General features: G+C 31.5%; 21 protein-coding genes and 1 riboswitch. Of the genes, 3 read left to right on the top strand and 18 right to left on the bottom strand.

Translation table 11 applies throughout. The features are described 5' to 3' along the window. Positions 1 to 33: 33 nt before the first annotated feature. From E9099_RS16705 to E9099_RS16650, 13 genes are all read right to left on the bottom strand, one after another. The gene (locus E9099_RS16705; protein WP_136584653.1) at positions 34 to 639 is read right to left on the bottom strand and encodes a hypothetical protein; all 606 of its coding nucleotides are present in this window, start codon (positions 637 to 639) and stop codon (positions 34 to 36) included. A gap of 59 nt (positions 640 to 698) precedes the next feature. Continuing rightward, positions 699 to 1,265: a pentapeptide repeat-containing protein gene (locus E9099_RS16700; protein WP_101018571.1), complete on the bottom strand. Its 567-nt coding sequence runs from the start codon at positions 1,263 to 1,265 to the stop codon at positions 699 to 701. Positions 1,266 to 1,272: 7 nt separating this feature from the next. Beyond that, a complete protein-coding gene (locus E9099_RS19310) occupies positions 1,273 to 1,440 on the bottom strand; it encodes a hypothetical protein (protein ID WP_168800773.1) in 168 nt (55 codons plus the stop codon). 476 nt (positions 1,441 to 1,916) lie between these two features. Beyond that, positions 1,917 to 2,207, bottom strand: coding sequence for a hypothetical protein (locus E9099_RS16695; protein ID WP_136584652.1), 291 nt, complete (start codon positions 2,205 to 2,207; stop codon positions 1,917 to 1,919). 4 nt (positions 2,208 to 2,211) lie between these two features. After that, positions 2,212 to 3,819, bottom strand: coding sequence for a hypothetical protein (locus E9099_RS16690; protein ID WP_136584651.1), 1,608 nt, complete (start codon positions 3,817 to 3,819; stop codon positions 2,212 to 2,214). A gap of 16 nt (positions 3,820 to 3,835) precedes the next feature. Continuing rightward, positions 3,836 to 4,804, bottom strand: a complete 969-nt coding sequence (locus tag E9099_RS16685; protein WP_136584650.1) for a hypothetical protein — start codon at positions 4,802 to 4,804, stop codon at positions 3,836 to 3,838. Positions 4,805 to 4,818: 14 nt separating this feature from the next. Next, the gene (locus E9099_RS16680; RefSeq protein ID WP_136584649.1) at positions 4,819 to 6,582 is read right to left on the bottom strand and encodes a type VI secretion system Vgr family protein; all 1,764 of its coding nucleotides are present in this window, start codon (positions 6,580 to 6,582) and stop codon (positions 4,819 to 4,821) included. A gap of 173 nt (positions 6,583 to 6,755) precedes the next feature. Then, positions 6,756 to 7,355, bottom strand: a complete 600-nt coding sequence (locus tag E9099_RS16675) for a DUF6642 family protein (protein ID WP_136584648.1) — start codon at positions 7,353 to 7,355, stop codon at positions 6,756 to 6,758. A 155-nt stretch (positions 7,356 to 7,510) separates the two neighbouring features. Further along, positions 7,511 to 9,871 carry a hypothetical protein gene (locus E9099_RS16670; RefSeq protein ID WP_136584647.1) on the bottom strand — a complete coding sequence of 787 codons (2,361 nt, stop codon included), beginning with the start codon at positions 9,869 to 9,871 and terminating at the stop codon, positions 7,511 to 7,513. A gap of 275 nt (positions 9,872 to 10,146) precedes the next feature. Further along, positions 10,147 to 11,124 (bottom strand): phosphotransferase, encoded by a 978-nt coding sequence (locus tag E9099_RS16665; RefSeq protein WP_136584646.1) that lies wholly within the window; start codon positions 11,122 to 11,124, stop codon positions 10,147 to 10,149. A gap of 3 nt (positions 11,125 to 11,127) precedes the next feature. Then, positions 11,128 to 12,117, bottom strand: a complete 990-nt coding sequence (locus E9099_RS16660; RefSeq protein WP_168800772.1) for a nucleoside hydrolase — start codon at positions 12,115 to 12,117, stop codon at positions 11,128 to 11,130. A 166-nt stretch (positions 12,118 to 12,283) separates the two neighbouring features. Then, complete coding sequence (locus tag E9099_RS16655) at positions 12,284 to 12,997, bottom strand: LytR/AlgR family response regulator transcription factor (RefSeq protein WP_136584644.1); 714 nt, start codon at positions 12,995 to 12,997, stop codon at positions 12,284 to 12,286. Continuing rightward, positions 12,985 to 13,998 (bottom strand): sensor histidine kinase, encoded by a 1,014-nt coding sequence (locus E9099_RS16650; protein ID WP_136584643.1) that lies wholly within the window; start codon positions 13,996 to 13,998, stop codon positions 12,985 to 12,987. The genes E9099_RS16655 and E9099_RS16650 overlap by 13 nt, the downstream gene beginning before the upstream one ends. Positions 13,999 to 14,203: 205 nt before the next feature. Here E9099_RS16650 and E9099_RS16645 point away from each other — a divergent pair, with 205 nt between their 5' ends. After that, positions 14,204 to 15,058, top strand: a complete 855-nt coding sequence (locus tag E9099_RS16645) for a DUF5694 domain-containing protein (protein WP_136584642.1) — start codon at positions 14,204 to 14,206, stop codon at positions 15,056 to 15,058. Positions 15,059 to 15,331: 273 nt separating this feature from the next. Here the strand turns inward: E9099_RS16645 and E9099_RS16640 are convergent, their stop codons facing one another. The 5 genes from E9099_RS16640 to E9099_RS16620 all read right to left on the bottom strand — a co-directional run bounded on the left by E9099_RS16640 (position 15,332) and on the right by E9099_RS16620 (position 19,616). Further along, on the bottom strand, positions 15,332 to 15,967 hold the full coding sequence (locus tag E9099_RS16640; RefSeq protein WP_136584641.1) for a hypothetical protein: 636 nt from the start codon (positions 15,965 to 15,967) through the stop codon (positions 15,332 to 15,334). Between the two features lie 112 nt (positions 15,968 to 16,079). Further along, positions 16,080 to 16,433, bottom strand: coding sequence for a TfoX/Sxy family protein (locus tag E9099_RS16635; protein ID WP_136584640.1), 354 nt, complete (start codon positions 16,431 to 16,433; stop codon positions 16,080 to 16,082). A gap of 112 nt (positions 16,434 to 16,545) precedes the next feature. Then, entirely contained in the window at positions 16,546 to 17,565 is a 1,020-nt protein-coding gene (locus E9099_RS16630) for an SH3 domain-containing protein (RefSeq protein ID WP_136584639.1), read from the bottom strand. Positions 17,566 to 17,731: 166 nt separating this feature from the next. After that, positions 17,732 to 18,670, bottom strand: coding sequence for an SH3 domain-containing protein (locus E9099_RS16625; protein WP_168800771.1), 939 nt, complete (start codon positions 18,668 to 18,670; stop codon positions 17,732 to 17,734). 382 nt (positions 18,671 to 19,052) lie between these two features. Next, the gene (locus tag E9099_RS16620) at positions 19,053 to 19,616 is read right to left on the bottom strand and encodes a hypothetical protein (RefSeq protein ID WP_136584637.1); all 564 of its coding nucleotides are present in this window, start codon (positions 19,614 to 19,616) and stop codon (positions 19,053 to 19,055) included. A 174-nt stretch (positions 19,617 to 19,790) separates the two neighbouring features. Then, positions 19,791 to 19,885, top strand: a riboswitch (TPP riboswitch). Positions 19,886 to 19,983: 98 nt separating this feature from the next. Between E9099_RS16620 and thiS the strand changes: the two genes are divergently transcribed. Both thiS and thiC read left to right on the top strand, forming a co-directional pair. After that, positions 19,984 to 20,187, top strand: coding sequence for a sulfur carrier protein ThiS (gene thiS / locus E9099_RS16615; RefSeq protein WP_136584636.1), 204 nt, complete (start codon positions 19,984 to 19,986; stop codon positions 20,185 to 20,187). A 44-nt stretch (positions 20,188 to 20,231) separates the two neighbouring features. After that, positions 20,232 to 22,091, top strand: a complete 1,860-nt coding sequence (gene thiC, locus E9099_RS16610) for a phosphomethylpyrimidine synthase ThiC (RefSeq protein ID WP_136584635.1) — start codon at positions 20,232 to 20,234, stop codon at positions 22,089 to 22,091.

Below are 22,091 nucleotides of genomic sequence, written 5' to 3'. Positions count from 1 at the left end.
TGAACATCATAAAATTCATTTTACGATAGAAACTTAATTATAATTTTGTATTTCTTTTAAATTATGGCTGATACGATTATCATATTTTGTAAAAAAAGAAAACTCTTTTACATACTGATCTAGCGCTTCTTCTTCATATTTAGCTATAACAGGTAATAACTGACTCGCTTGATAGTAACGTTCATTAGCTATAGCAGTCTCAATAGCTTTTTTTATATTAGGTATTAAAACAGAAGTGTTTTGTAATTTCAATAAAACATACTTTAATCTACTTTCAAAAAACTTATTCCCATACATTGCTAACATTATTTTAATGTATGGAACTATTTTATCTTCATCGTTTGTATTATAAGTAGATATATATAATGCATCGGATATTACATCGTATACATTATCTTCTCCATAAATTCGATGAGGTTTTTTAAAACCTACATCTATTCCCCAAGATAATAATATGAGCATTGCTTGATACGCTATATACCTATCCTCATTATTAGTCAAATTAGTCAAATTAGTCAACTTTTCTATCCTTTCTTGAGAAAAACTTTCTAATAACTGAACTTCTCTAAGGTCTTCTCCTTGATTACCATCTTCATCAGTATATGTATAGAGAGTATCATGTATTTCATTATCCATCATATTCAAATATATTGATTTTGATATTTAAAAGATCACTCCTAATTTATAAGGGGATAAAACTAAGTAGTTTCCTTTATAAAAACTGCTTCATCTTCAATATAAATAATATTCTTTTGTTCTGCATATTTCAAAGGATACTTTTTAGAAAACTTGAGGTGTCTAAATCTAGTATTTTGCATTTCAGTATCTGCAATAATAGTACCTTCTACGATAATCTTATCAAAAACACATTTAATAAAACTTGAGCCATCTATAAATGCCCAACCTAAATCCACTTCCAAAAAACTCGTGTTATTTGATTTCAAATTAAAAAACTCAGTTTTAGTGATATTAGACTTCTCTATATTACATTTAATAAAATGACAATCATGAAATTCACTTTTTCTTAAATTCACGTTTTTAAAACTAACATTATTAAAAACACAATTAAAAAAGTAAGAACCACTTAAATTCACTTCTATAATATCAATATCAGTAAAATTAACATTTGTGAAGATTCCACTATTTAAATCAACATTCTCAAAATTAAAATTATTTATTTCTTCATTTTCAATATCTAGTTGATTACCTTCTTCTTTGTCCAACCATTTCAAGTGATCATTTATTTTCTGCTCTAAACCTATCATCTCTTTTTTAATTATTAATGAAAACTATTCCATCTTGACTTCCAGCCGAATTTATAACTGTTTGCTGAAATGATGCTTTTTCAGAAAGTGGTATGTTTTTTAAATCTACTATATGCAATACATCATTAGTTCCGCCTTTCTGCAAAGGTATTTTTTTTCCAATACCTTCTGCCATTCTTGTTAAGTTTCCCCTATTAACTGGAGTCTTGACATCTGTCCATCTATAGGGATCTGGTCCATCAATTTTAAAATTTAAATCAGGTTCTCCTAATTTTCTATTTGGTCTACTGGGGTTCTCAACTATACCTTTATTTTCTGCAATTAATATAGCTTCTGCTTCATTCTCAGCTTTAATAATATCTCCTTTACTATTTTTCCCTTCTTCTCTAGCTAATTCTTCAAATTTTGGATCTTTTCTTGGATCATATACTTCCGATTCATACGCCTTCCCATCTTTATCTGGTTTTGTGGGTAATTCACTTTCTGTATTTTTATTGGTGGTATTATTTTAATTTTTACATAATTTTAATATCTAAATATGTTATTCAATATAATTAAATAGCTACAAACAATTTTAAATTTTGGTTATGTAATGAGAAAACAACCAAGAATCATAGTGTTTGCTTATTGATAAAACAGGAAGTATCTATCCTAAGAAATATTAAGATTTCTTTGTTTGAACAAAATATATAATTTGTTTAGATATTGAAAAATATCATTATTTGAAAATCTATCATTTGCATAGGACATTAGAGATAAAAAATTATAGTCTTTGTTATCCATAGCCCATTCTAGCGAAGCAAAGATATTTTTCCTGTCATCCAAAGGATACTCTTTTTTTAAAAAATTAATTTTTTCAATCTTCTCATTTAAGTCTTCCATACTATCTATGTAATGTAATACATACATCGGGATAGTTAAGCCTTGTTTTAACTTTTCCATAATTTTAATATCCTGATATTTTAATAATTGCTGTGTTTATTCTTTGATTACTTATTTGCTCAATCACCTGCGAGTTAATAGCCCGATCAGGTTGGTAGTGACCACTTTTATTTGATATTTCTGTGATTATTCCATTACTTGCCGTAATTTCTCCAGCCCCAGCAACTGGTTCACCTCCAAGAATACTTGAATGATGAAATTCGCCAATAGCTTGATATTTTGAAGCATAAATATTTCCTTGAGCATCCATCACAAAAATTGCTTTTCCATCGGAAAATATAGAATTTGAATTTGAAGTGTCAAATAAATTTCCTTCAAAATCATAAACTTTACCATCTTTAAATTCAAGCTTTAGTTTTGCTCTTTCTGTATGGGTTAGATATTTTACCTTTTTAGGAGCGCACCATCCATTTCCAGTTTCTTCTCCTTTATAATTTTCAGACATTTTAGTAGTCTCATAATTTTTTATGGGTTTAGGAGCAGCCTCATACGCCTCCCCATCCTTATCTGGTTTTGTAGGAGATTCACTTTCTGTATTTCGTGTCGTATTTCCTTCCTCTTCGTCTGCTTTAGTAGTTTCTGGATCATCACTCTTAGTAGTTTCAGGTTCATCTGCTTTGGTAGTCGTTTCTCCTTCATCTGCATGTGTAGGTTCCGCATCTCTCGCAGGCCCATCTGCTGCGTCGTCTGCTGCACTACGAAAATTATTCTCTACGTCTCGTTTTCCTTGTCCTACAGGTAGCAACATCATAGCGGTACCCCACACATCATTCCAACTGCCTTGACCTGTAACAACACGATACGCACTTACCTCTCCCCCAAAAACACCTTCAGCTATGGATCCTGCGTTGGTACTTCCTGTTTCTCCATAAGATTGTAATCCACCCTGTACTCCACCAACACCTCGAAAAAGAAGTCCTACTTTACCTATGCTCTCTATTGCATTTACAGCTAGGTTTCTAGGTGTGCTTGCCAGAAATCGTAATCCTGCGTGCCCTACAGCTTTCATTCCTCCTATCCCATAAGCGGCTGCACCACCCAAAAATGCCATCCCAGCAGCACCGACCGTAACACCAATCATCATTCCCTGAAAAATCTCTCCTATATAATTAGCTGATGCTAATGATATGGCTTGCCACCAATTCTTGATATTAGGAGCAAAAGTAATACTTCCACCTGCAGCACAGGTCATCGTACTGTCTCCTGTAATTGTTGGAGTCCCTATTACTTTAAAATCATTTTTAGTGCCAGTCCATGTACGTTTACCACTTAATTGTTGTCCACACAATAATCCACCAATTGCTCCACCAAAAGCAGCACCTGCTGCTCCTGCAATAGCACCTATGATTAATAATGCAGCACCACCTGTTGCTACGGTGAGTACGCCTACTACAATAGCACCAACAACTAATGCTGCTGCTGCTAAAGCTGCAATCCACATATATTTACTACACCCAAAATCAATAAAACTAGCTGTAGAGGTATCTCTCTTGGTAATATATACATCTCCAGATTTGGTTTTAGGACGAGAAGCTGTACCCTGAAAAGGCGCAGGAACACATCCTGTAGAACATATCCAGAAATCTTTTTCTGTAATAATTTTATTGCCCATACTTAATTTGAGTTATTTACATATCATCAATTAAAAAAGACATTCTGCCACTGCGTTTAGTACCAGAATTTTCTTTATAATCTTTTGTAGATTTTTGCTCACTATTAGTTTGAAAATCTTTATGATCTGCGACCATTTTATAATTCATTACAGTAAATAATTTTTCCTTGTCTGCTATTTCAATGTTAGAAGAAGTTACTTCTAATAATTTACCATTATTTTTTGAAACTGTATACTGAGCCTTTTTACTAAGGGTTGTTTCTAGTTTTTTAATATCCATAACTTTCTCAAAACTCTTATATGTTTTCTGATGCCAACTTTTGGTTAGTATCCCATGTGGTTCAGAAGACACATCTACTAAAAGTAAAGATCCTGTAGCCTTATCTAGTTCTTTTGCACTCACCTTTGTTTTCCATTGTAACGTATTTGAGTTCAAAAAATTATTGGTGATAATATCTCCATTAGTATAAGGTAATGATTTACCATACACGTAAGGAAAATAAAGGTTCAAGAAATCATTAGCGCCGATAGCTAATTTTACTTTTTCTTTATCGTTGAATATCTCATCGTTTAGTATTAAAATATCTTTTGCTTCTGGAGAATGTTCAATAGCTTTTTCCATTTCTTTTTTAGCAATATTCCATTTATCTAAAATGAGGTCCATATTTAATACTTCAAGCACCTTTCCTGTATGGCTTATAATTAAATGTAATTCTGAATACATTCTACCAAAAGCTTGACTCATAGCAGATATATCCTTAATCATTGGATTATCACTTTCTATTAGGGTGTTTTCTAATTGTAATAATGAGATTTCTAAATAGTCTTCTTTAACACGATGTACGTTAAAATCCCATCGCATTCGCGTCTTAGAATTCATGGAAACATTACCTGCCATCATTTTACTATCAATAAGTAATGTATAACGGTCAGAAAATGGTTCAGAAACAAGTATTCTATTATTATTATTATTATTATTAAACATATTTTTATCTCATTCTAATTAATAAATACATCTCCACCATCCATTTTTGTATTTCCTGCAATATGATTACTTGGAGAAAAAATTGCTGTAGATTTATTAGCCCCGACCCCAATATCATCGCCTTCAACAGTAATGGCTTTTCCTTTTATTTTGATTGTGCCATCTTTCTTCATTGTAATACTACTTTCGCCTATTGTAATCGTTAATTTTTCTTTGCCAGTAAGGTCTATATTCCCATCAGCATCCATTTTCAGCACGCTAGACTCTTCTCCTACCGTTGTGGTATGACTAGCATTTGTAGTTACTATGGTATTTCCTGCTCCATCCATCATCATAGAAGCAGTTCCTTTATCAGTGAGTAACATACTCCCTACATTATCATCCAAAACCATTTTATTCCCACTACGGGATTGGATCGCTTTGATATCGTTTGCTCCACTTTGAAAATTACCTGGCTGTGCAGTACCGGTATACATACTGCCATGTACATAAGGTCGTTCTGCATTCCCCCCTTCAAATCCCACTAGTACTTCTTCTCCTTTTTCTGGTATAAAATGAAACCCTTTATCTCCACCCGCATGAGGAGAGACTACACGTAACCAAGGTGTTAGTGCGCCACTAAGTTTTTGCCAAGGAAATTGTACTTGTACACGACTAATTCCATCAGGATCAACATTTTCTACAACAGTAGCAACTTGTGTCTCACTTCTAGGAAACGCCAGAATATTGGTTTTGGGATATACATTAATATCTGTTGTAACGGCTTCAAATTCATTTTGATATACACCATCCTCTATATTAGTATGTATTACTTTAATAATTCTAAAAGCACCGTAACCTTTTATATTAACAATTTCTCCAAGATTTACTCCTGGATTATCACTTATTCCTTTTGCTACAACTTGTTGTATAGCTTGTGCCTTTGTATATTGTTCTACTTGAGTATCTAATCTTGGTTTTAGCGAAGCATCACTATATAGGTTATGGTATACCTGAGTTTGTTTATTAAACAATTCTTTAGATTTGATGTCTGTAAACCCATGATATCCGTTAGAAGAAATTTCTACATCTCTACTACTTTTTTTATGTAGTTGATCTGTAAGATAATCATTAGTAAAATAATCGAAAGAGTTAGGTACTGTGCTCAATTCTAAAGATAATTTTTGTAAATCAACACCATAAGCCAACTCTGTTTCTTCAGCACTTGGACTACCAAATACAAGTTTTTTACCATCATAATAAAACCACTCATTATAATAAGCAGCTAACCGACTAGCATAACTAAAAGCACTTTGATTGTGTTGTACTGAATAATGAATTGTATCTGACGACACAGGTTTAAAACTAGTTTCTAATTTTCCTACATCGTAGCCTAAAAAGGTTTGATTTAGAATATCAAAGAGGGTCATATCACTAAAAGAAGCATAATGTCCTCCATCGTCAGCTAATATTGAAGCACTTTTTGCATGTAAAGTGATTAAATCACCACTATCATGATGAAATCCTTTTGTCCCTATTATTTTATTTATAATCCCCTTAAATTCTAATTCCTTAAAGGTCCCGAAATCTGAAAAAGCCTTGATTACAATGGTTATTATACCTCCCAAATATTCTTTACTATCTCCTATTAATTCTTGGGATAATCGTTCAACAACATCAGTCCGACAAACTAATTCTAAATCGTGATGTGCATCAATTTCTTGTGAAAGTTTTAAACTAACATAAGATTGTATTGGTATGCCAGATATAAATATCTCTGTACTGGTTTGTAGTGCCATGTATTGATTTTTAGTTTTTTATATTGTACTACTACGTAATCTGTAAAGTAAATATATTACAATTTTATAGAAAATACTAATAGATCTAACTCCTAATCAATAATCATTCGGTTTTATATAGAAAATCTGTTTAAATTTAAATTTACAGCTTCAAACACATATTGAGTATTCCTTTAATAATACAATCTAAAATCAAGTAGTTTACATAGTTTGTAATGTCTTTGATGTAACTCCTCCACAACATCTAACATATTATGGTCTTCCTTAAATAAATTAAAAAATGCAATATCAAGATTTGAGCTAGTTACTCCGTTAGACTCATAACCATATCCAGAAATAGCTTTTGCACCAGTAATATCTAAAAAATATTGAGCTTCCTCTTCGTCCAAATCTAAGACTTTTACATTGGAAAAATGAAGAATCTTCCCCTCTAACCGTCCTTCAAACATTTCTGCTATTTCTTGTAGACTGTAGTAATAATCATTTAAACAAATACTATTGGCTTCACCCGATATAACTAGATAGATTATTTCGTAATCATTAAAATTATGATCATCTAAAATTAAAATGTTTAAGTTAGATTCTAATCCTTCAATAGTGTCGCATGTATTATAAATACTTGCTACACCATATTGCAAGGTTAATTGTCCTAATTTGTTTTGTGTTTCAGTAACTGTTTCGATTTCTATATCTTCAACTGCTTCTAAACAGTAAATAAAATAATCGGTATCTAGTACTTCTTCTTGGGGTAATTGTTGCGTTTTCTTTAACAAATCTTAGTGTTTATGCATTTTGTTTAAAACACAAAAATATTGTAAATCTTTATTAATTTTAGTGATTTTAGTGATTTTAAGTAAAATATAATTGGGCGATAAAAACAATTTTGAAGATGTAAAGCTCGACATGATTTTTGCTTAAAAAACCACATTCAATTGATGTCATACTCCTCAAGCGTGTGTACATCAATCCAACCTTTTTTACCATCAAGTGTCTCAAAAGACATAAAATTATTATCAATATTACCTAACGCTTTATATTTTAATCCATTTTTTAGAGGATAAATACCGTAGGCATTATTTAGTTTAACAATTATTAAAGGATTAAGAAATTGAATAGCATCATATTTGACAGGTAATAGCACTTTTGCATTTGTACTTCCATATCGCACTCGCCCTGAAACTAGCTCATTTTCTCTCGTCGTATCTTTTTTATTATCAAACTTGACATTTTCTAGGCTATAATTATACAGTCCAACTTTATTGTTTTTGGTTACAACTAACAGTTTTGTAACATTTTTATAACCATCCACAAAACTACTGTTACCGTTATAACCATCTTGCTTTTTTTTATTTAAAAACGTTAATTGGTAACTGGTGTCTAAATTATTAATTTTTAAAATATTTTCCTCACGATAGCCTCTACCGACACCTCCATAATAAATTTTAATAGCATTGACGGGATTTTGTCCTTTGGTCTCAAATATTGTAAAGTCTGTAGAGCTAACAGTCCCACAAAACGAATAGGAAATAGATTTTCTTTGCGTGTTGTTTCCTAGGGCATCAATATAAAATAGACCATCATTTGTAAGTACTTGTAAATTGCCTCTATCATAATACGCTTGACGGATATTCTGTATTGGTAATTTTTGAAGTTTGATATTATAAATATCTATAGTGTTTTTATGCCTACCAATAATATACTGTTTTGTCAATTGTATACTATCATAGGCTTTGTCAATTATGGTTTCATTAAAAGCATTAGCAATATAATGCTTACCTGTTTTTTTAGAAATTTTATAAAAATTGCTAGCATCAACATATGCAACAAGACTTTGCAATGCTCTATCAGAAAATGGGATATATACTTTTGGTTGTGCGATATTATACTTTCTATCCTTAAAATTTACAATAAAACTATTGTCTATAGTAGGTATGATATAATACTTAATATCCTGCTCATCACTTAATATAATAATAGGTTTATTACCATTTAGTAAGAAAACGCGCATGGTATAAAAGTGAAGTTTATCTAATCGCCATTTTTTGACGTCATCATCTTCACTTGTGTAAAAGGAGCCAAAACCGCCCCTACTTTTAGTTGTAAACGTATTGTCTACATTGGTAAAAATGTAATTGTTTAATAATTTGAATGTTGTTTTGTGCGCAATGGTGTCACTATCATAACGATTTGTTTCGCTATAATTAGTCTCCCATTCTATTGATTTTAAAGATTCAAATAATTGTAATACAGTTTGTTCTTTTATTTGATTGATAGCAATGCTATGTTCTCTCTCATCATATAAATCATTAATAGAATAAGTGGAGTTATTAGGATTGTTATAAGTTACAAAAGACGCCAATACACCATTATCTTGATTTTTATGCAAAATTCTAAAGTCAATTTCTGAATAGTTATCTGTCGCTATTTTTTTATAAAAGTTAATATAACTATTTGTTTTAGCTGCTTGTATTAGGCTAATATCGTCGATTTTAACCACTTGTTTTTGCTGACTAACTTGCGATGTGGAGTCGATAAAAACAGCAAAACCATTGCTTGTTTTAACCTCATAGTAATTGCCATCTATTAATCTAGAACCAAAAAAATCGCTTTGTTTATAGTGTTTTAGCTTTTTTCCTGTCTCATTATATATTTTCTGAGCAGTCAGTGTATAATTATCGTTATAATCTGATACAGATGCCAATTGTCCAGAATTCATCCAATACAATGCCTTAGTTGGTCTTATTTTTTTTACAACATGATCATTAAACGGAATTTTTTGATCAGAATAACCTTCATAGTAATAGTTAGTAAATTTATCTATTGTATCATTTACTCTGGACCCTTTTTTAAAGATTTCTTCCCTAATTTCTTGCCCTTTGTTGTTATATAGCTTTACGACACCAACCTTAACATCCTTTTTGTACGTAATGGTTTTCCAAACTGTTCCGTTGTGATGATAATATGGTAATGGCCTGTTTGTTGTATTTATATATTTACTGCGGGAGCTATCACTACCATCTTCATAATAATAATAAACATCGCCTGCATACTTTTCTTCATTTATAGCATACGCATACCCTTGCATTTGCATGTTTCCATTTTTATAAAAATCTTGGATTAAGACTAGGCTATCGACTTTTTTTAAAGGTAATGGTCTATAAAAGGCATGATTTGGTTTAGTAGTTTTCTTCCAATTGACATCAAAATATAAAGTATCGTTGGTTTGTGCTAAACTGTATTGTACAGAGATAACTGCTAAAAAGAGAAGTATTTTAATTTTACGTATCATCAGGTTGAGTTTTTGTCTTGGTTAGTACAAAAGGTTATCTTATCGGCTATGGTTTACGATAAGTTTTAGTTTCAAAAATCAAATAAATGAAAGTCAAACTATAAACACTGACAAGGTAATTAATTTTGTTAAGTTTTTATTTATTGAATGTTATAATATATAGAAAAACGCATAAAAGCCTTATTTCCTAATCTTTTGATGTCAAAAATCATGTACAGTATATACGTAGAAACACTCATGAAGAAAACGTAGTAAAAGGACAGTTTTATATAATACTAATTATTTTCATCAAGAATCAAAGCATGCGCCATTTTTAAAAGTATTTTCTTTTCTTGAATTGATCTGTTTAAAGGCAATTGCGCTAAACCTATTATTCTGCGCATAATTTCTATACCTGCTACTTTTGCGAGTAATTGGTTGTTAAGTGGTTCTGGATAGGTTGTTGTTATGGTTTGAAGACAGCCTATATCCATGTTAATCATAATACTATGCGCCACTAGTACACCTATATCAAATTCGGCAAAGCCCATAAAACTAAATTCTGGATCAATCACATAAATATGGTCACCTTTAGCCATCCAACTTCCTGGATAATAGTCGCCATGTAATAACGTATTGCCTTCCGCTAAGTATTGCTCTCCTACTCTTTCTATTTCTTTTTTTAAGAGGTTATCAGACTTATAATTAAGTGCTAGCTCCTCTAAGCCTTCCTGGATTGTATCTAAAGAAAAACCATTAGCCTTAGCAAAAGGAAGTACAAATATGTGTTGGTGATTAAGTAACCGTAAGGCCTTGTTTTTAGGATAATCTATAGCTTTTGATTTATGAATTTGAGAGGCAATACTTATCAGTTGATCCAGTTGTGATTTACTGATATGCTTATCATCATACAAGGATGACATATCCTGACAATCACCTAAATCTTCTAATAATAACAAATAATTATCGGCACTATAACTTAGTATTTCAGGAATGTGAGGTTTAATGCTTTTATTGGTAACGGCTTTATAAAACTGATACTCTACAGCGATACGCTCAATAGGCGCAGGTATATCTTGATATTTTTGAACAAAAGGTCGGGATTGCTTAACAATAAAAGAACGCGTATTGGTACGTATTCTAAGAACCACATTCATATTACCTTCTCCAGGTTTTTCGACAGTTTTTATGTGTTCTTGCTTTGGGTCTAAAAAACCAATGGAATTTAAACACGTTTCAAAATCTGAAATGGAATTAGTTGCCTCTAGATACATATTCTAATGTTTATAATTATTCAAGCTTTTCCAAAAATCGGCAGTCATTTTATCTACCTCTATTTTCGTATGGATATCTATTACTCGTTGCGTATTTTCTGGTGGTGTTAGAAAAGATTTCGTTTTTGATAATTCAGGATTAGCCAATGCTTCTATAATGGCAACATCCCACATAATCCAACTGTTTTTTTCTGGATCATCTTTGGTCCACCAACGTTGGTAAGTCTCCCATCTATTGATCAAATAATCGGAAATACCGTCTTTATTTTTTAAATTAAGGTCTACTTCTGCTTTTGTAAATACAAGGTGCTGGCTAGTGGTTGCCGTCATAATAGTCAAATCAAGGTCTTTAGTGTTTAAAAGTACCTCTACCGCGATAGGATCATTGCCAGAATTAAATTCCTTTTTATTATAAGTATTAGTGTCTACATCATGCCAAAATCCAAGATAATGGACTTTTAGTTTTTTTATTATAGATGGATCTTCCAAAATGGCACTCGCAATATTAGTACAAGATCCTAATACTACGACATTCAATTTTTGATTGACAGGTAATTGATGCGCCATTTTTACTATAAAATTAGACGCAGGAGAACTTGCTGGATTTGTATTATTCTGTAATGGAACATTGCTCCCTAATGGTAACGGAATGGACTCCTGCCCCATTAATTGCAATATAGTTTCATTAATTTCCTGACTTTCTTGAACTGTATTATCTGTAGCTAAAGGCGAGGTATGAAACTGTGCGGATGTGATACCTAGAATATTAAATGTAGGTTCTGTAATGGCACGAACAATAGCGTAAAGATCATCGACTTCGTTTGCAGTATCTGCATCAATAATAAGTGGTAAACGCTGGTCCAACTCCTGACCTACAACAGTTGCATTAACAAAAGCAACGCTTATAAATATGTATTGTAATAAAGCACTTTTAATGACTTTATTAAAATGTAAGGCTTTTTCTTTTTTAAAGGTGTTATTTATGTTTTGCATGTGTTTTCTATACTGGTAGACAGTGTTTGTATTTGTTTTAATACAATCAAATGTATAATTGACACTATTTATGATTGATTCTACCCTTGGTCGTACAAAAAGATTAAACATTACTCGTCTATTTTATTCACTATCTATGTGCGATAGCTCTCTTAACTACTGTTAATTACAATTTGTTTTTTTCAATTCTATCAAAAAATAAGCTTTTGTATGTATTTCCTAAAGGCAGCTCTTTTCCATTTATTTGAACCACAATGGAATTTGTTTTTTCGATATGAATAATAGCGACTATAAACGATTTATGGATTTGAATAAAATTGTGAGTTGGTAAACTCTCGCTAATATGCTTTAAAGTATTATAAGTTATTATCTGTTTATTGTTTTTTAAGTGAATGGCAACATAGTTTTTTAACCCTTCTATGTATAGAATATCTGAATTATTTATTTTTTCAAAATTGTTTTTCCCATCTGTTTTCACAAATAAATATGACGCTGCGGTAGTATTAATGTCTTGTGTTTTACTTGAAACATTCACTTTAGATACAGCTCTGTAAAAGCGCTCAAAATCAAAAGGTTTCAATAAATAATCTACCGCATTTAAATCATAACTTTCTAATGCAAATTGTGGGTATGCTGTAGTAAAGATAATTTTAGTTTTGTCGTTAACAATTTTAGATAACTGAATCCCCGTTAAATTTGGCATTTGTATGTCTAAAAAAGCTAAATCGATGTCCTCCTTTTCCATGATTTGAAGTGCTTCTAAAGAGTTTGTGGTTGTCGTAATAAGCTCTAAAAAGGCCACTTTATCAATATATTTTTCTAATAAGCGTATTGCTGGCGGCTCATCATCTACTATAATACATTTTTTTATTTTTTCCATAGCGGCATTTTTAAATGGGTATTAAAATAAGGAGTGTCATTGGTATAAACTAATTCATAATTTGAACTAAATAATGTTGACAATCTACGTTTTACATTTTTGGTACCGATTCCTGAAGCCATAAATTTTTCTGACGTTAAGATCTTGTTTCTAGTCTTTAATATTATAAAGTCTTCATCAATAAATAAATTAATGGTTGCGGGATTATTCTTATCGTTTACAACGCCATGTTTAAACAAATTTTCTATAAAGTGAATTAAAACCAGTGCTGGTATTTGTTGGTTATGTACTCTGCCAGAAACCTTAAAGTCAACGGAAAACTCGTTCTCAAATCGTTTTTTAAAGAAATGAATATAGTCTTCTAAAAATTTAATGTCATTAAATAAAAACACAAAATCTTTTTGAGAATCATAAGTCACGTACCGAAGTAATTCGGATAATTTATGAATATCTTTAGCTGTCTCAGGCTTGTCATCAATTAATTCAACATAAAAAGCATTGAGTGTATTAAAAAGAAAATGCGGGCTAATTTGAGATTTTAAATGATCTAATTCAGCTTTATTATGATTATTGGTCTCCATTAATTTAATCGCCAAATACGCTAAAGTACTATATAGAATAGGTTTTATGGCATAATAAGAATTATCAAGAATATAAAACCCCACTTTCCTTGTCTTCTCGTAATAATTATGAAACCCTGTAATATTAAACAATATAACCTCCTCCAATAGATACCTAATCCCTGCAAATAATAAAAACAGGACTACTAAAGCTATTAAAAATTGAGCAATCTTTATTCGCTTAAGATAATACGGGCAAACTATTTTAAAATTAATAAAGTAGATAATTATACAAGTACTGTAAAACGTGGTTTCCAGTAGTAGGCTTTGTAATTTAAAAAAGCCTTGTTTTTCTTTAAGAACAAAAACTTGAAGTAGCTGCAGTGCTAATAAAAGCAGCGCTAATAAGCCATGATAGGTCCATTCTTTTTTTATATTCATTTTACAAAAGTATCTTTAAATAACTATAATCTTTAAATTTAAATATATACCCCGTCTTTTCTAGGACGAAACCCTAAAATCATACAACAAAATTAAATGTTGTGTGCCTTATATCGTTAATGGAATGCTTGATGGTAGTCATCAAAAACTGGCACTATCATATACGTTACGCTACTACTTTTGAAGTAATCATAAAACGAACAAAATGAAAAATTCACTTTTAATTATAGGCTTAGTCCTTGTTTCATGTAATACTAAACAAGGTAATAATACACTTGATGACGAAAAAAAACAATTGGATACTATAAAAACAGAAGTGTTACTTGTTGGAACTTCACACTGGAATAACTACAAAAAAGCAGGTTTTGATGTTACCCAAACTAATGAAATTGATATCCTTTCTGCCACCTATCAAAAAGACTTAAATGACATTGCAAATAAAATAGCAGCATTTAAACCAGATAAGATTTTTGTGGAAAGAACTTTAGACTATCAACCAAAATTAGATTCCCTTCTTAACTTGTATAAAACAACAAAATGGGGAACTGACAAAAGAAATGAAATTTATCAACTTGGTTTCAGAGTGGCCAAAACATTAAAACAGGACCGTGTGTATGGTATTGATTTTAGAAATACCCAATTTCCTTATGATAGTTTAATGAAAGCTATGGAATTAGCTAAACAAACCACACTCATTTCTTCTTTTAATGCGGACATAAAACACTATGAATCCAATTATAATACACTAGTTTCTGAACAACGGTCTCTTAAAGACATTTTATACTTCTTAAATGACGACAAACAACGACAGCTTGATTTGTCATGGTACTTAGAAGGAGCCAATAAAGGTGGTGATTTAAATAGTACGGTAGGTTCTTTTCTAGCATCCGAATGGATTAAAAGAAACATCTATAGTTATGGATTAATTCAGAAATATACTCAATCTAAGGACAACCGTATTATGATACTTATGGGAGCTAGTCATATCGCTGTTTTAAAGCAATTGATATCCGTTAACACTGAATGGAAAACAGTTGAGTTAAAAGCTATTATGGAATAGGGTTTTTAAGTTTATACTAAATGTTTTTTTAATGCTATAAAACTTTAAAAGCGCACAGTGTAAACTGAATTATAGTTTTTGAAAATCACCGTTACTTTTTACTTATAACAACAGGTTTCAATAGATCGCTATCATCGTCAGCCTAAACACTTGCATGTCTTTATAAATAGGCTTTTTATTTCCCTTACTAATGATGTACAAATAAGTATGCACAACAATCGTTAAAAAAAAGCTAAAGGCTACACTAAATAAATTATTGATAATCTCTGGATATTAATCAATTCTATAAGCAACTATGTTATTTTCTGCCCATGTGGTTCCACCAAAACTATTAATAGTAGCTGTTGTATTAAATGTCGTGCAATTTCCTACAATATAGTAATACGTTTTATCTACTGCAGTACTATTATTAATGAATACAAAACCTGAGAGTATTGAATATATAGCACTAGGTATATGGTTACCACTAATTAAATTCCCTCCATTTACAATGTCTCCAGAAATACCGACGCCAACATTACTATCAGAAAATGAAGAACGCAACCAAAAATTACTATCATTTACTGCTCTTCCAGATGTTTGAGTTAATAACATACTGACATTAACAACATACTTACCCGGAGGCAACGTAATAGATGTACCTGTTTGTAAATAAGCACTAGTATTGTAAGGTACATCAACACCAGCTCCTAAAACACCAATGATATTACTGATTTTTGATTGTTTCCAAGTTCCTGTACCATCAGCATCAGAAGTCAAGACCTTATCGGTTCCTTCAGAGCCGTCTTCAATCCTTACAGAACCTTGTACGTGCAATGTTTCTTGGGGATCCGTTGTGTTAATACCTACTTGAGCATACAGCGTAAAAGAAAAAAGTGAAGAAATAAATATAAAAATAATTTTGTGCATATTTTTTTATCAAAGTTAATAATTTAAGTTATTACATCCTAAATATTTATTATTTAATGTATTAGCAAATTAAATAAGTAACACTTTATTAGCATAGCAAAAAGATAATTACTTAATAACACTTTATTGTCTTTTTTTGTTTATTACCCCGTTTTTGAATCGCTAATGCCGACTCTGCCCAAACAACAAATTGTATATAGTCTTCAATAATTTCTACAGGAACATCATAAAAAGAGGGCACTATGGTATCATTTTTAAAAAGTCTTAACGGTGCAGAGCCTGCATCTAAATAGTAGTTTTTGTTGGTCGCATCTACTTTAAAGTAAATGGTGTCTTTAGCTATTATACCAAACATTAAACCATCAGCATACAACCCAATAGTACCAAACATTTTTTTTGTAATTATTGGTTTCCAAGTGGCCAATTGATCTTTTATAAAGTCTAAATAATCTGTTGATGTTACCATATGTCTTTTTGTTTGCTCTTCTAAAATCTGACAAGGTTTAATTCCAAAAAAAAACCTTCGTTATTAACGAAGGTTTTTTTATTTAATCAGATAAAGTAATTAAAATTTTAATCTATTTTTTTGAAGTGAAGTAGCCAAAAACCCAACCTTCATTACCATTAAAATTAATTTTATACCAATTACTGCTATTGTCTCTTATAGTTTCAAAATTTCCTTTCTCAATAATATCACATACATCTCCTTTTTCTAATTGAAAAACGACATTGTCTTCCTCAGAATTAGGGTTGCTTCTCGCATTTAAGACATCAGTACTAATATATAATTGATCAGAGCTTATAGACGCGTCTAATTCGCTAAAATCATCTTCACCATACGCATCATTATCATCACCAATTAAAGCATTTTGAACAATATCAATAAAACTAGATTGTTGAAATGCTGGGTTGTCAGTAATTAATTTAAGCTTTTTCTGCTTTTTAGATTGACTGTCTTCATTTATAGCTCTGTTGTATAAAATGGCTAACTTAATATCCAACTCGTCATAAACAAAGTTATCGCTGTTTTGAATCCAACCTTCATTTTCTTTTTGAAAACCAGTCACTTTTTGCCAGTCACCTTTAGATTCATTTAAAACAACAACAATATCTCCTCGTCCAAACTTGTTACCTACAAATTCCATAACATCAGGTCTTTTATAAATCGCTAAAGTATTTTTTAATACTGCTAATTTGCCATTCTCAGATAATAGATAATCGTATACCCAACCTTGTTGACCATCAGACAACTCAACTTTTAAATAGTCTTTATTATCACTAGCAGTTTCTTTTTCTCCTAAAAATTTCACGGTTTCTCCAAAATAGATTGTTGTTAAATATTTGGCGCCTTTTCTTCCTGCTATATCACGTAAGCCAACTTTAGGCCATAAACAGATTAATGATTTATCACTCTCGGAAAAGTTAGAGGTTTTAACGTCTAAATCATCACCAGAGTCTGAATCATTACCGCGCTCTGAATCAGTGCTAGTCTCCATGTCGTTATTAGAAGAAGACGATGTGTCTTTATCTTTACAACCGACTATAACGGATAGTAATAAAATAATTAAGTAGTACTTTTTTAATGAGTTTTTTTTCATTTTACTTGGTTTAGTATTGATTTTTTAACAGCGATAAATATAATCCAATTTGAATAGAATACGAATTAAATTATGTCACTATTTTTTCTCTTGCCTTTTCTCTTGTTCTTTTTTAATAGGAAAAGACATTTAATGAGTAGTGCTTTTTTATAAAATAGACTATTTGTTATTCACTCACTATTGTTATACGACTACCGTGTATCCATCCGCTAGTACCATCCATAAGACGTACTAAAGACCAATCACCATCATTACGTTGAATAGTAAATTTTTCATCGTCAAATACTTTTTTTACTATAGCATAATCAGTCCCTTTACCTTCTCTCATATTAGTATAGCCATCAGGATCGTTAATAATTCCATAATTGATGCCATTGTCTCTTACCAAAGCTTTTTCTACAATATCAATAAAGCTTGAGTTTTGAAACGCAGGGTTACCAGTAATCAATTTAAGTTTTTTTTGTTTTTTAGAGTTGCTATCTTCATTAATAGCTCTATTGTATAAAATGGCTAATTTAATATCTAAATCATCGTAGACAAAAGCATCACTTTTTTTAATCCAACCTTCATTCTTCTTTTCAAAACCCGTTATTTTTTCCCACTCTCCTTTACTCTGATCTAACAGCACAACAATATCACCTCTATCAAACTTATTACCTACAAATTCCATTACATCTGGTCTTTTGTATATTGCTAAAGGTTTTTTAAGTACTGCTAACTTACCATTTTCTGAAAACAAAAGGTCATAAACCCAACCTTCCGAACCATCAGATAGCTCTACTTTTAAATACTCTTTATTATCACTAGCGGTTTCTTTTTCTCCTAAAAATTTTACGGTTTCTCCAAAATAGATGGTCGTCAGATATTTTGCACCTTTTCTTCCAGGGATATCTCTAAGACCTACTTTTGACCACAAGCAAATTAATGATTGGTCATTGTCGGAAAAATTAGACGTTTTAACGTCTAGAGCTCCATCTTCTTCAATTTTACTACTACTGTTGTCTACAGTATTATCTGGTGCGGAAGTTTCTTTATCTTTACAACCGACGATAACGGCCAGTAATAGCATAATTAGGTAGTATTTTTTTAGGGTACTTCTGTTCATGTTGATTGGTTTAGTATTGATTTTTAAACTGGCATAAAAGTAATCCAAATTGAATACAATACGAGTAAAATCATTCGCCATTTTGTTTTACTGATTATAAATCTGCCTGTTTTACCAAAAAATTAAAAATACTGTAACTAAAAAAAAATAACAATTGCCACACTATCCGTTTCTACTTTTTTATATTTTAACTAATTTGATCGTATAATTCTTAATTATGTGCGCAATTAGAGCAATTAATTGTGGAATAAATAATATTGGAAGGATTACAAAAGTTAATAATATAACACCAATTTTTAGGTGTATTAACAGAAGGTTTTTATAAAAAACACTTCAAATTCTTTAATTTACATACCTCACAATCAATACAACTCTCTTGCTTTTAGTTTTTAAGGATAAAAATTAATTTGTAATCACCTGAAGTATTTACAACTATTTTTTCTGCACTATCTCTATTTAACTCAAAATATAGGATACAGGCTTCAAGAAAGCTATTAAAAACACCTTCTTGATTTTTATCTTTACTGATAATATTAATGCTTTTATTTTCATTAAAATACATTTCTAAAATTCTAAATCTGTTATGAATTGTTTTGTCATCATTACTTTTTATTATAATTTTAGTGATATCACTTTTATTAAATTGATATAGCTTTTTTTTACGTCCTTGTATTGTAATCAATTCTCCTAAAGAAACATTTAACGTCTTAAAAAATAACGCATTAATTACAATAAACAATACCATCATTAAGGGTGTTGCTATTATTACTAATATAAATAGGTGTGAAAATAAAGGTGTATTTGCCGTATCATCAGGTAAAAAGTAATTTGCTAATAATAAGCCTGGAACAACTATTATAGACACTAATAGGACAGCAAAAATACTCCACATTTTATAATACTTTTCGACTAAAAAAGCTCTAAATTTAAATTGTTTTACTTTCATAAATTTATAAGATTATACGGTGCCCTTTGGCATATTTATATTTTACAATTATAAACTTGGCATCATTAACTAATGTTGTTGTATTTAAAATACAATTTTAATAAAATAAATAATACCATTCGAGATTTTATAAAATACACCTCACATAATTCAATTAAATTATTACATTTGTATAGTAAACTTTAGGAGTAGCTATTAAATTAGTTTGAGAAAAATCCTTAGAACCTGATTTGGTTAATACCAACGGAGGGAAAAGTTATCAGTTTGTTGTATTCTCAACACTGCTCCTTTTTTCCATTCTCAACACTTTTATCGTTTATAACATTGCAAATAAAGCATGATGCTTTTTTTTAATGATTTTAAACAAATGATAAACATAAAAGTAAATAATACCACACACCAATTTGCCACAAATAGCTCCTTAGAAGCCGTACTTAATGGGCTTTCTATTCCTGCTAATGGCATTGCTGTGGCTATCAATCAGACTATTATCGCCAAAAACGATTGGGATACTACACGCTTAATCGATGGTGATCACCTATTAATTATAACCGCTACTCAGGGGGGATAATGCTATCAACCTACCTTATATAAAAGCCAATTCAACCAAAAGACATGAAAAATAAAGACACTGCGCCAAAGCAAAACGGAATTACAAGACATCCGTTTCCTAATTCTACAAAAATTTATGTAGCAGGAAAAATTCATCCTCAAATCAAAGTCGCTATGCGCGAAATTGCATTAAGTGACACTACAGATTCGATGACCAAAAAGAAAACGCCAAACGAGCCGGTAACCGTATACGATACCTCTGGTCCCTATACAGATCCTAATAAAGAGATAAATGTACATGCAGGAATAGAAAGAATACGTGAACAATGGATTTTAGACAGGAATAATGTCGAACGCTTAGACCAATTTTCTTCAGACTATTGCAATACGCGTTTAAATGATAAAAGTTTAGATCACATGCGTTTTTCGTTATTAAAAAAGCCATTACGTGCTAAAAAAGGAGAAAATGTAACACAATTACACTACGCTAAAAAAGGTATCATTACTCCAGAAATGGAATACATCGCTATTCGTGAAAATCAGCGTATTGACGAAATGACCGAAATTAGAAAGCAACATAAAGGGGAGCATTTTGGAGCATCTATTCCAGATAAAATTACTGCCGAATTTGTACGTTCTGAAGTTGCAAGGGGTCGTGCCGTAATTCCGTCTAACATTAATCACCCAGAAGCCGAACCTATGATTTTAGGTAGAAACTTCTTAGTTAAAATTAATGCTAACATTGGTAATTCTGCTGTAACATCTTCTATAGAAGAAGAAGTAGAAAAAGCAGTTTGGGCCTGTCGTTGGGGTGCTGATAATATTATGGATTTATCTACAGGAGAAAATATCCATGAAACACGCGAGTGGATTGTACGTAACTCTCCCGTGCCAATTGGTACAGTCCCTATTTATCAAGCTTTAGAAAAAGTAAATGGTGTTGCCGAGGACTTAACATGGGAGATTTTTCGTGATACCTTAATCGAACAAGCAGAACAAGGTGTGGATTATTTTACCATTCACGCTGGTGTCTTATTACGTTATATACCAATGACCGCAAAACGTGTTACAGGTATTGTTTCTAGAGGTGGTTCTATCATGGCAAAATGGTGTCTCGCACATCATAAAGAAAGTTTTTTATATACTCATTTTGAAGACATTTGTGAAATCTTAAAACAATATGACGTTGCGTTTTCATTAGGTGATGGATTACGTCCAGGCTCTGTTGCCGATGCTAATGATGAGGCACAGTTTGCTGAACTAGAAACTCTTGGTGAGTTAACGCAAATTGCAAGAAAACACGAAGTACAATGCTTTATTGAAGGGCCTGGTCACGTACCAATGCATATGATTAAAGAAAATATGGAGAAGCAAATTGATGTTTGTGACGAGGCGCCTTTTTACACCTTAGGTCCTTTAACCACTGATATTGCACCAGGTTACGATCATATTACATCCGGTATTGGAGCCGCTATGATTGGCTGGTTTGGTTGCGCCATGTTGTGTTATGTGACTCCCAAAGAACACTTAGGCTTACCTAATAAAGAAGATGTTCGTGTGGGGGTTGTGACTTATAAATTGGCCGCACATGCAGCGGATTTAGCAAAAGGTCATCCTGGTGCACAGCACAGAGATAATGCCTTAAGTATGGCGCGCTTTGAGTTCCGTTGGTACGACCAATTTAACTTAGGACTTGATCCAGAACGTGCCTTAGAGTATCATGACGAAACGCTCCCTGCCGATGGTGCAAAGGTGGCTCACTTCTGTTCGATGTGCGGACCAAAATTCTGTTCTATGAAAATTTCTCAAGAAGTTCGCGATTTTGCTGCCGAAAATGACATTGTGGATAACGAAGTCATCGCCAAAGGGTTTGAAGAAAAATCAAAAGAATTTAAAGATAAAGGCTCAAAAGTCTATTTATAA

Source organism: Psychroserpens sp. NJDZ02 (assembly GCF_004843725.1).
In the GTDB taxonomy this organism is placed as follows: domain Bacteria; phylum Bacteroidota; class Bacteroidia; order Flavobacteriales; family Flavobacteriaceae; genus Olleya.
Note: the sequence above shows the minus strand (reverse complement) of the source record. Positions and strands in the feature narration are given on the sequence as shown.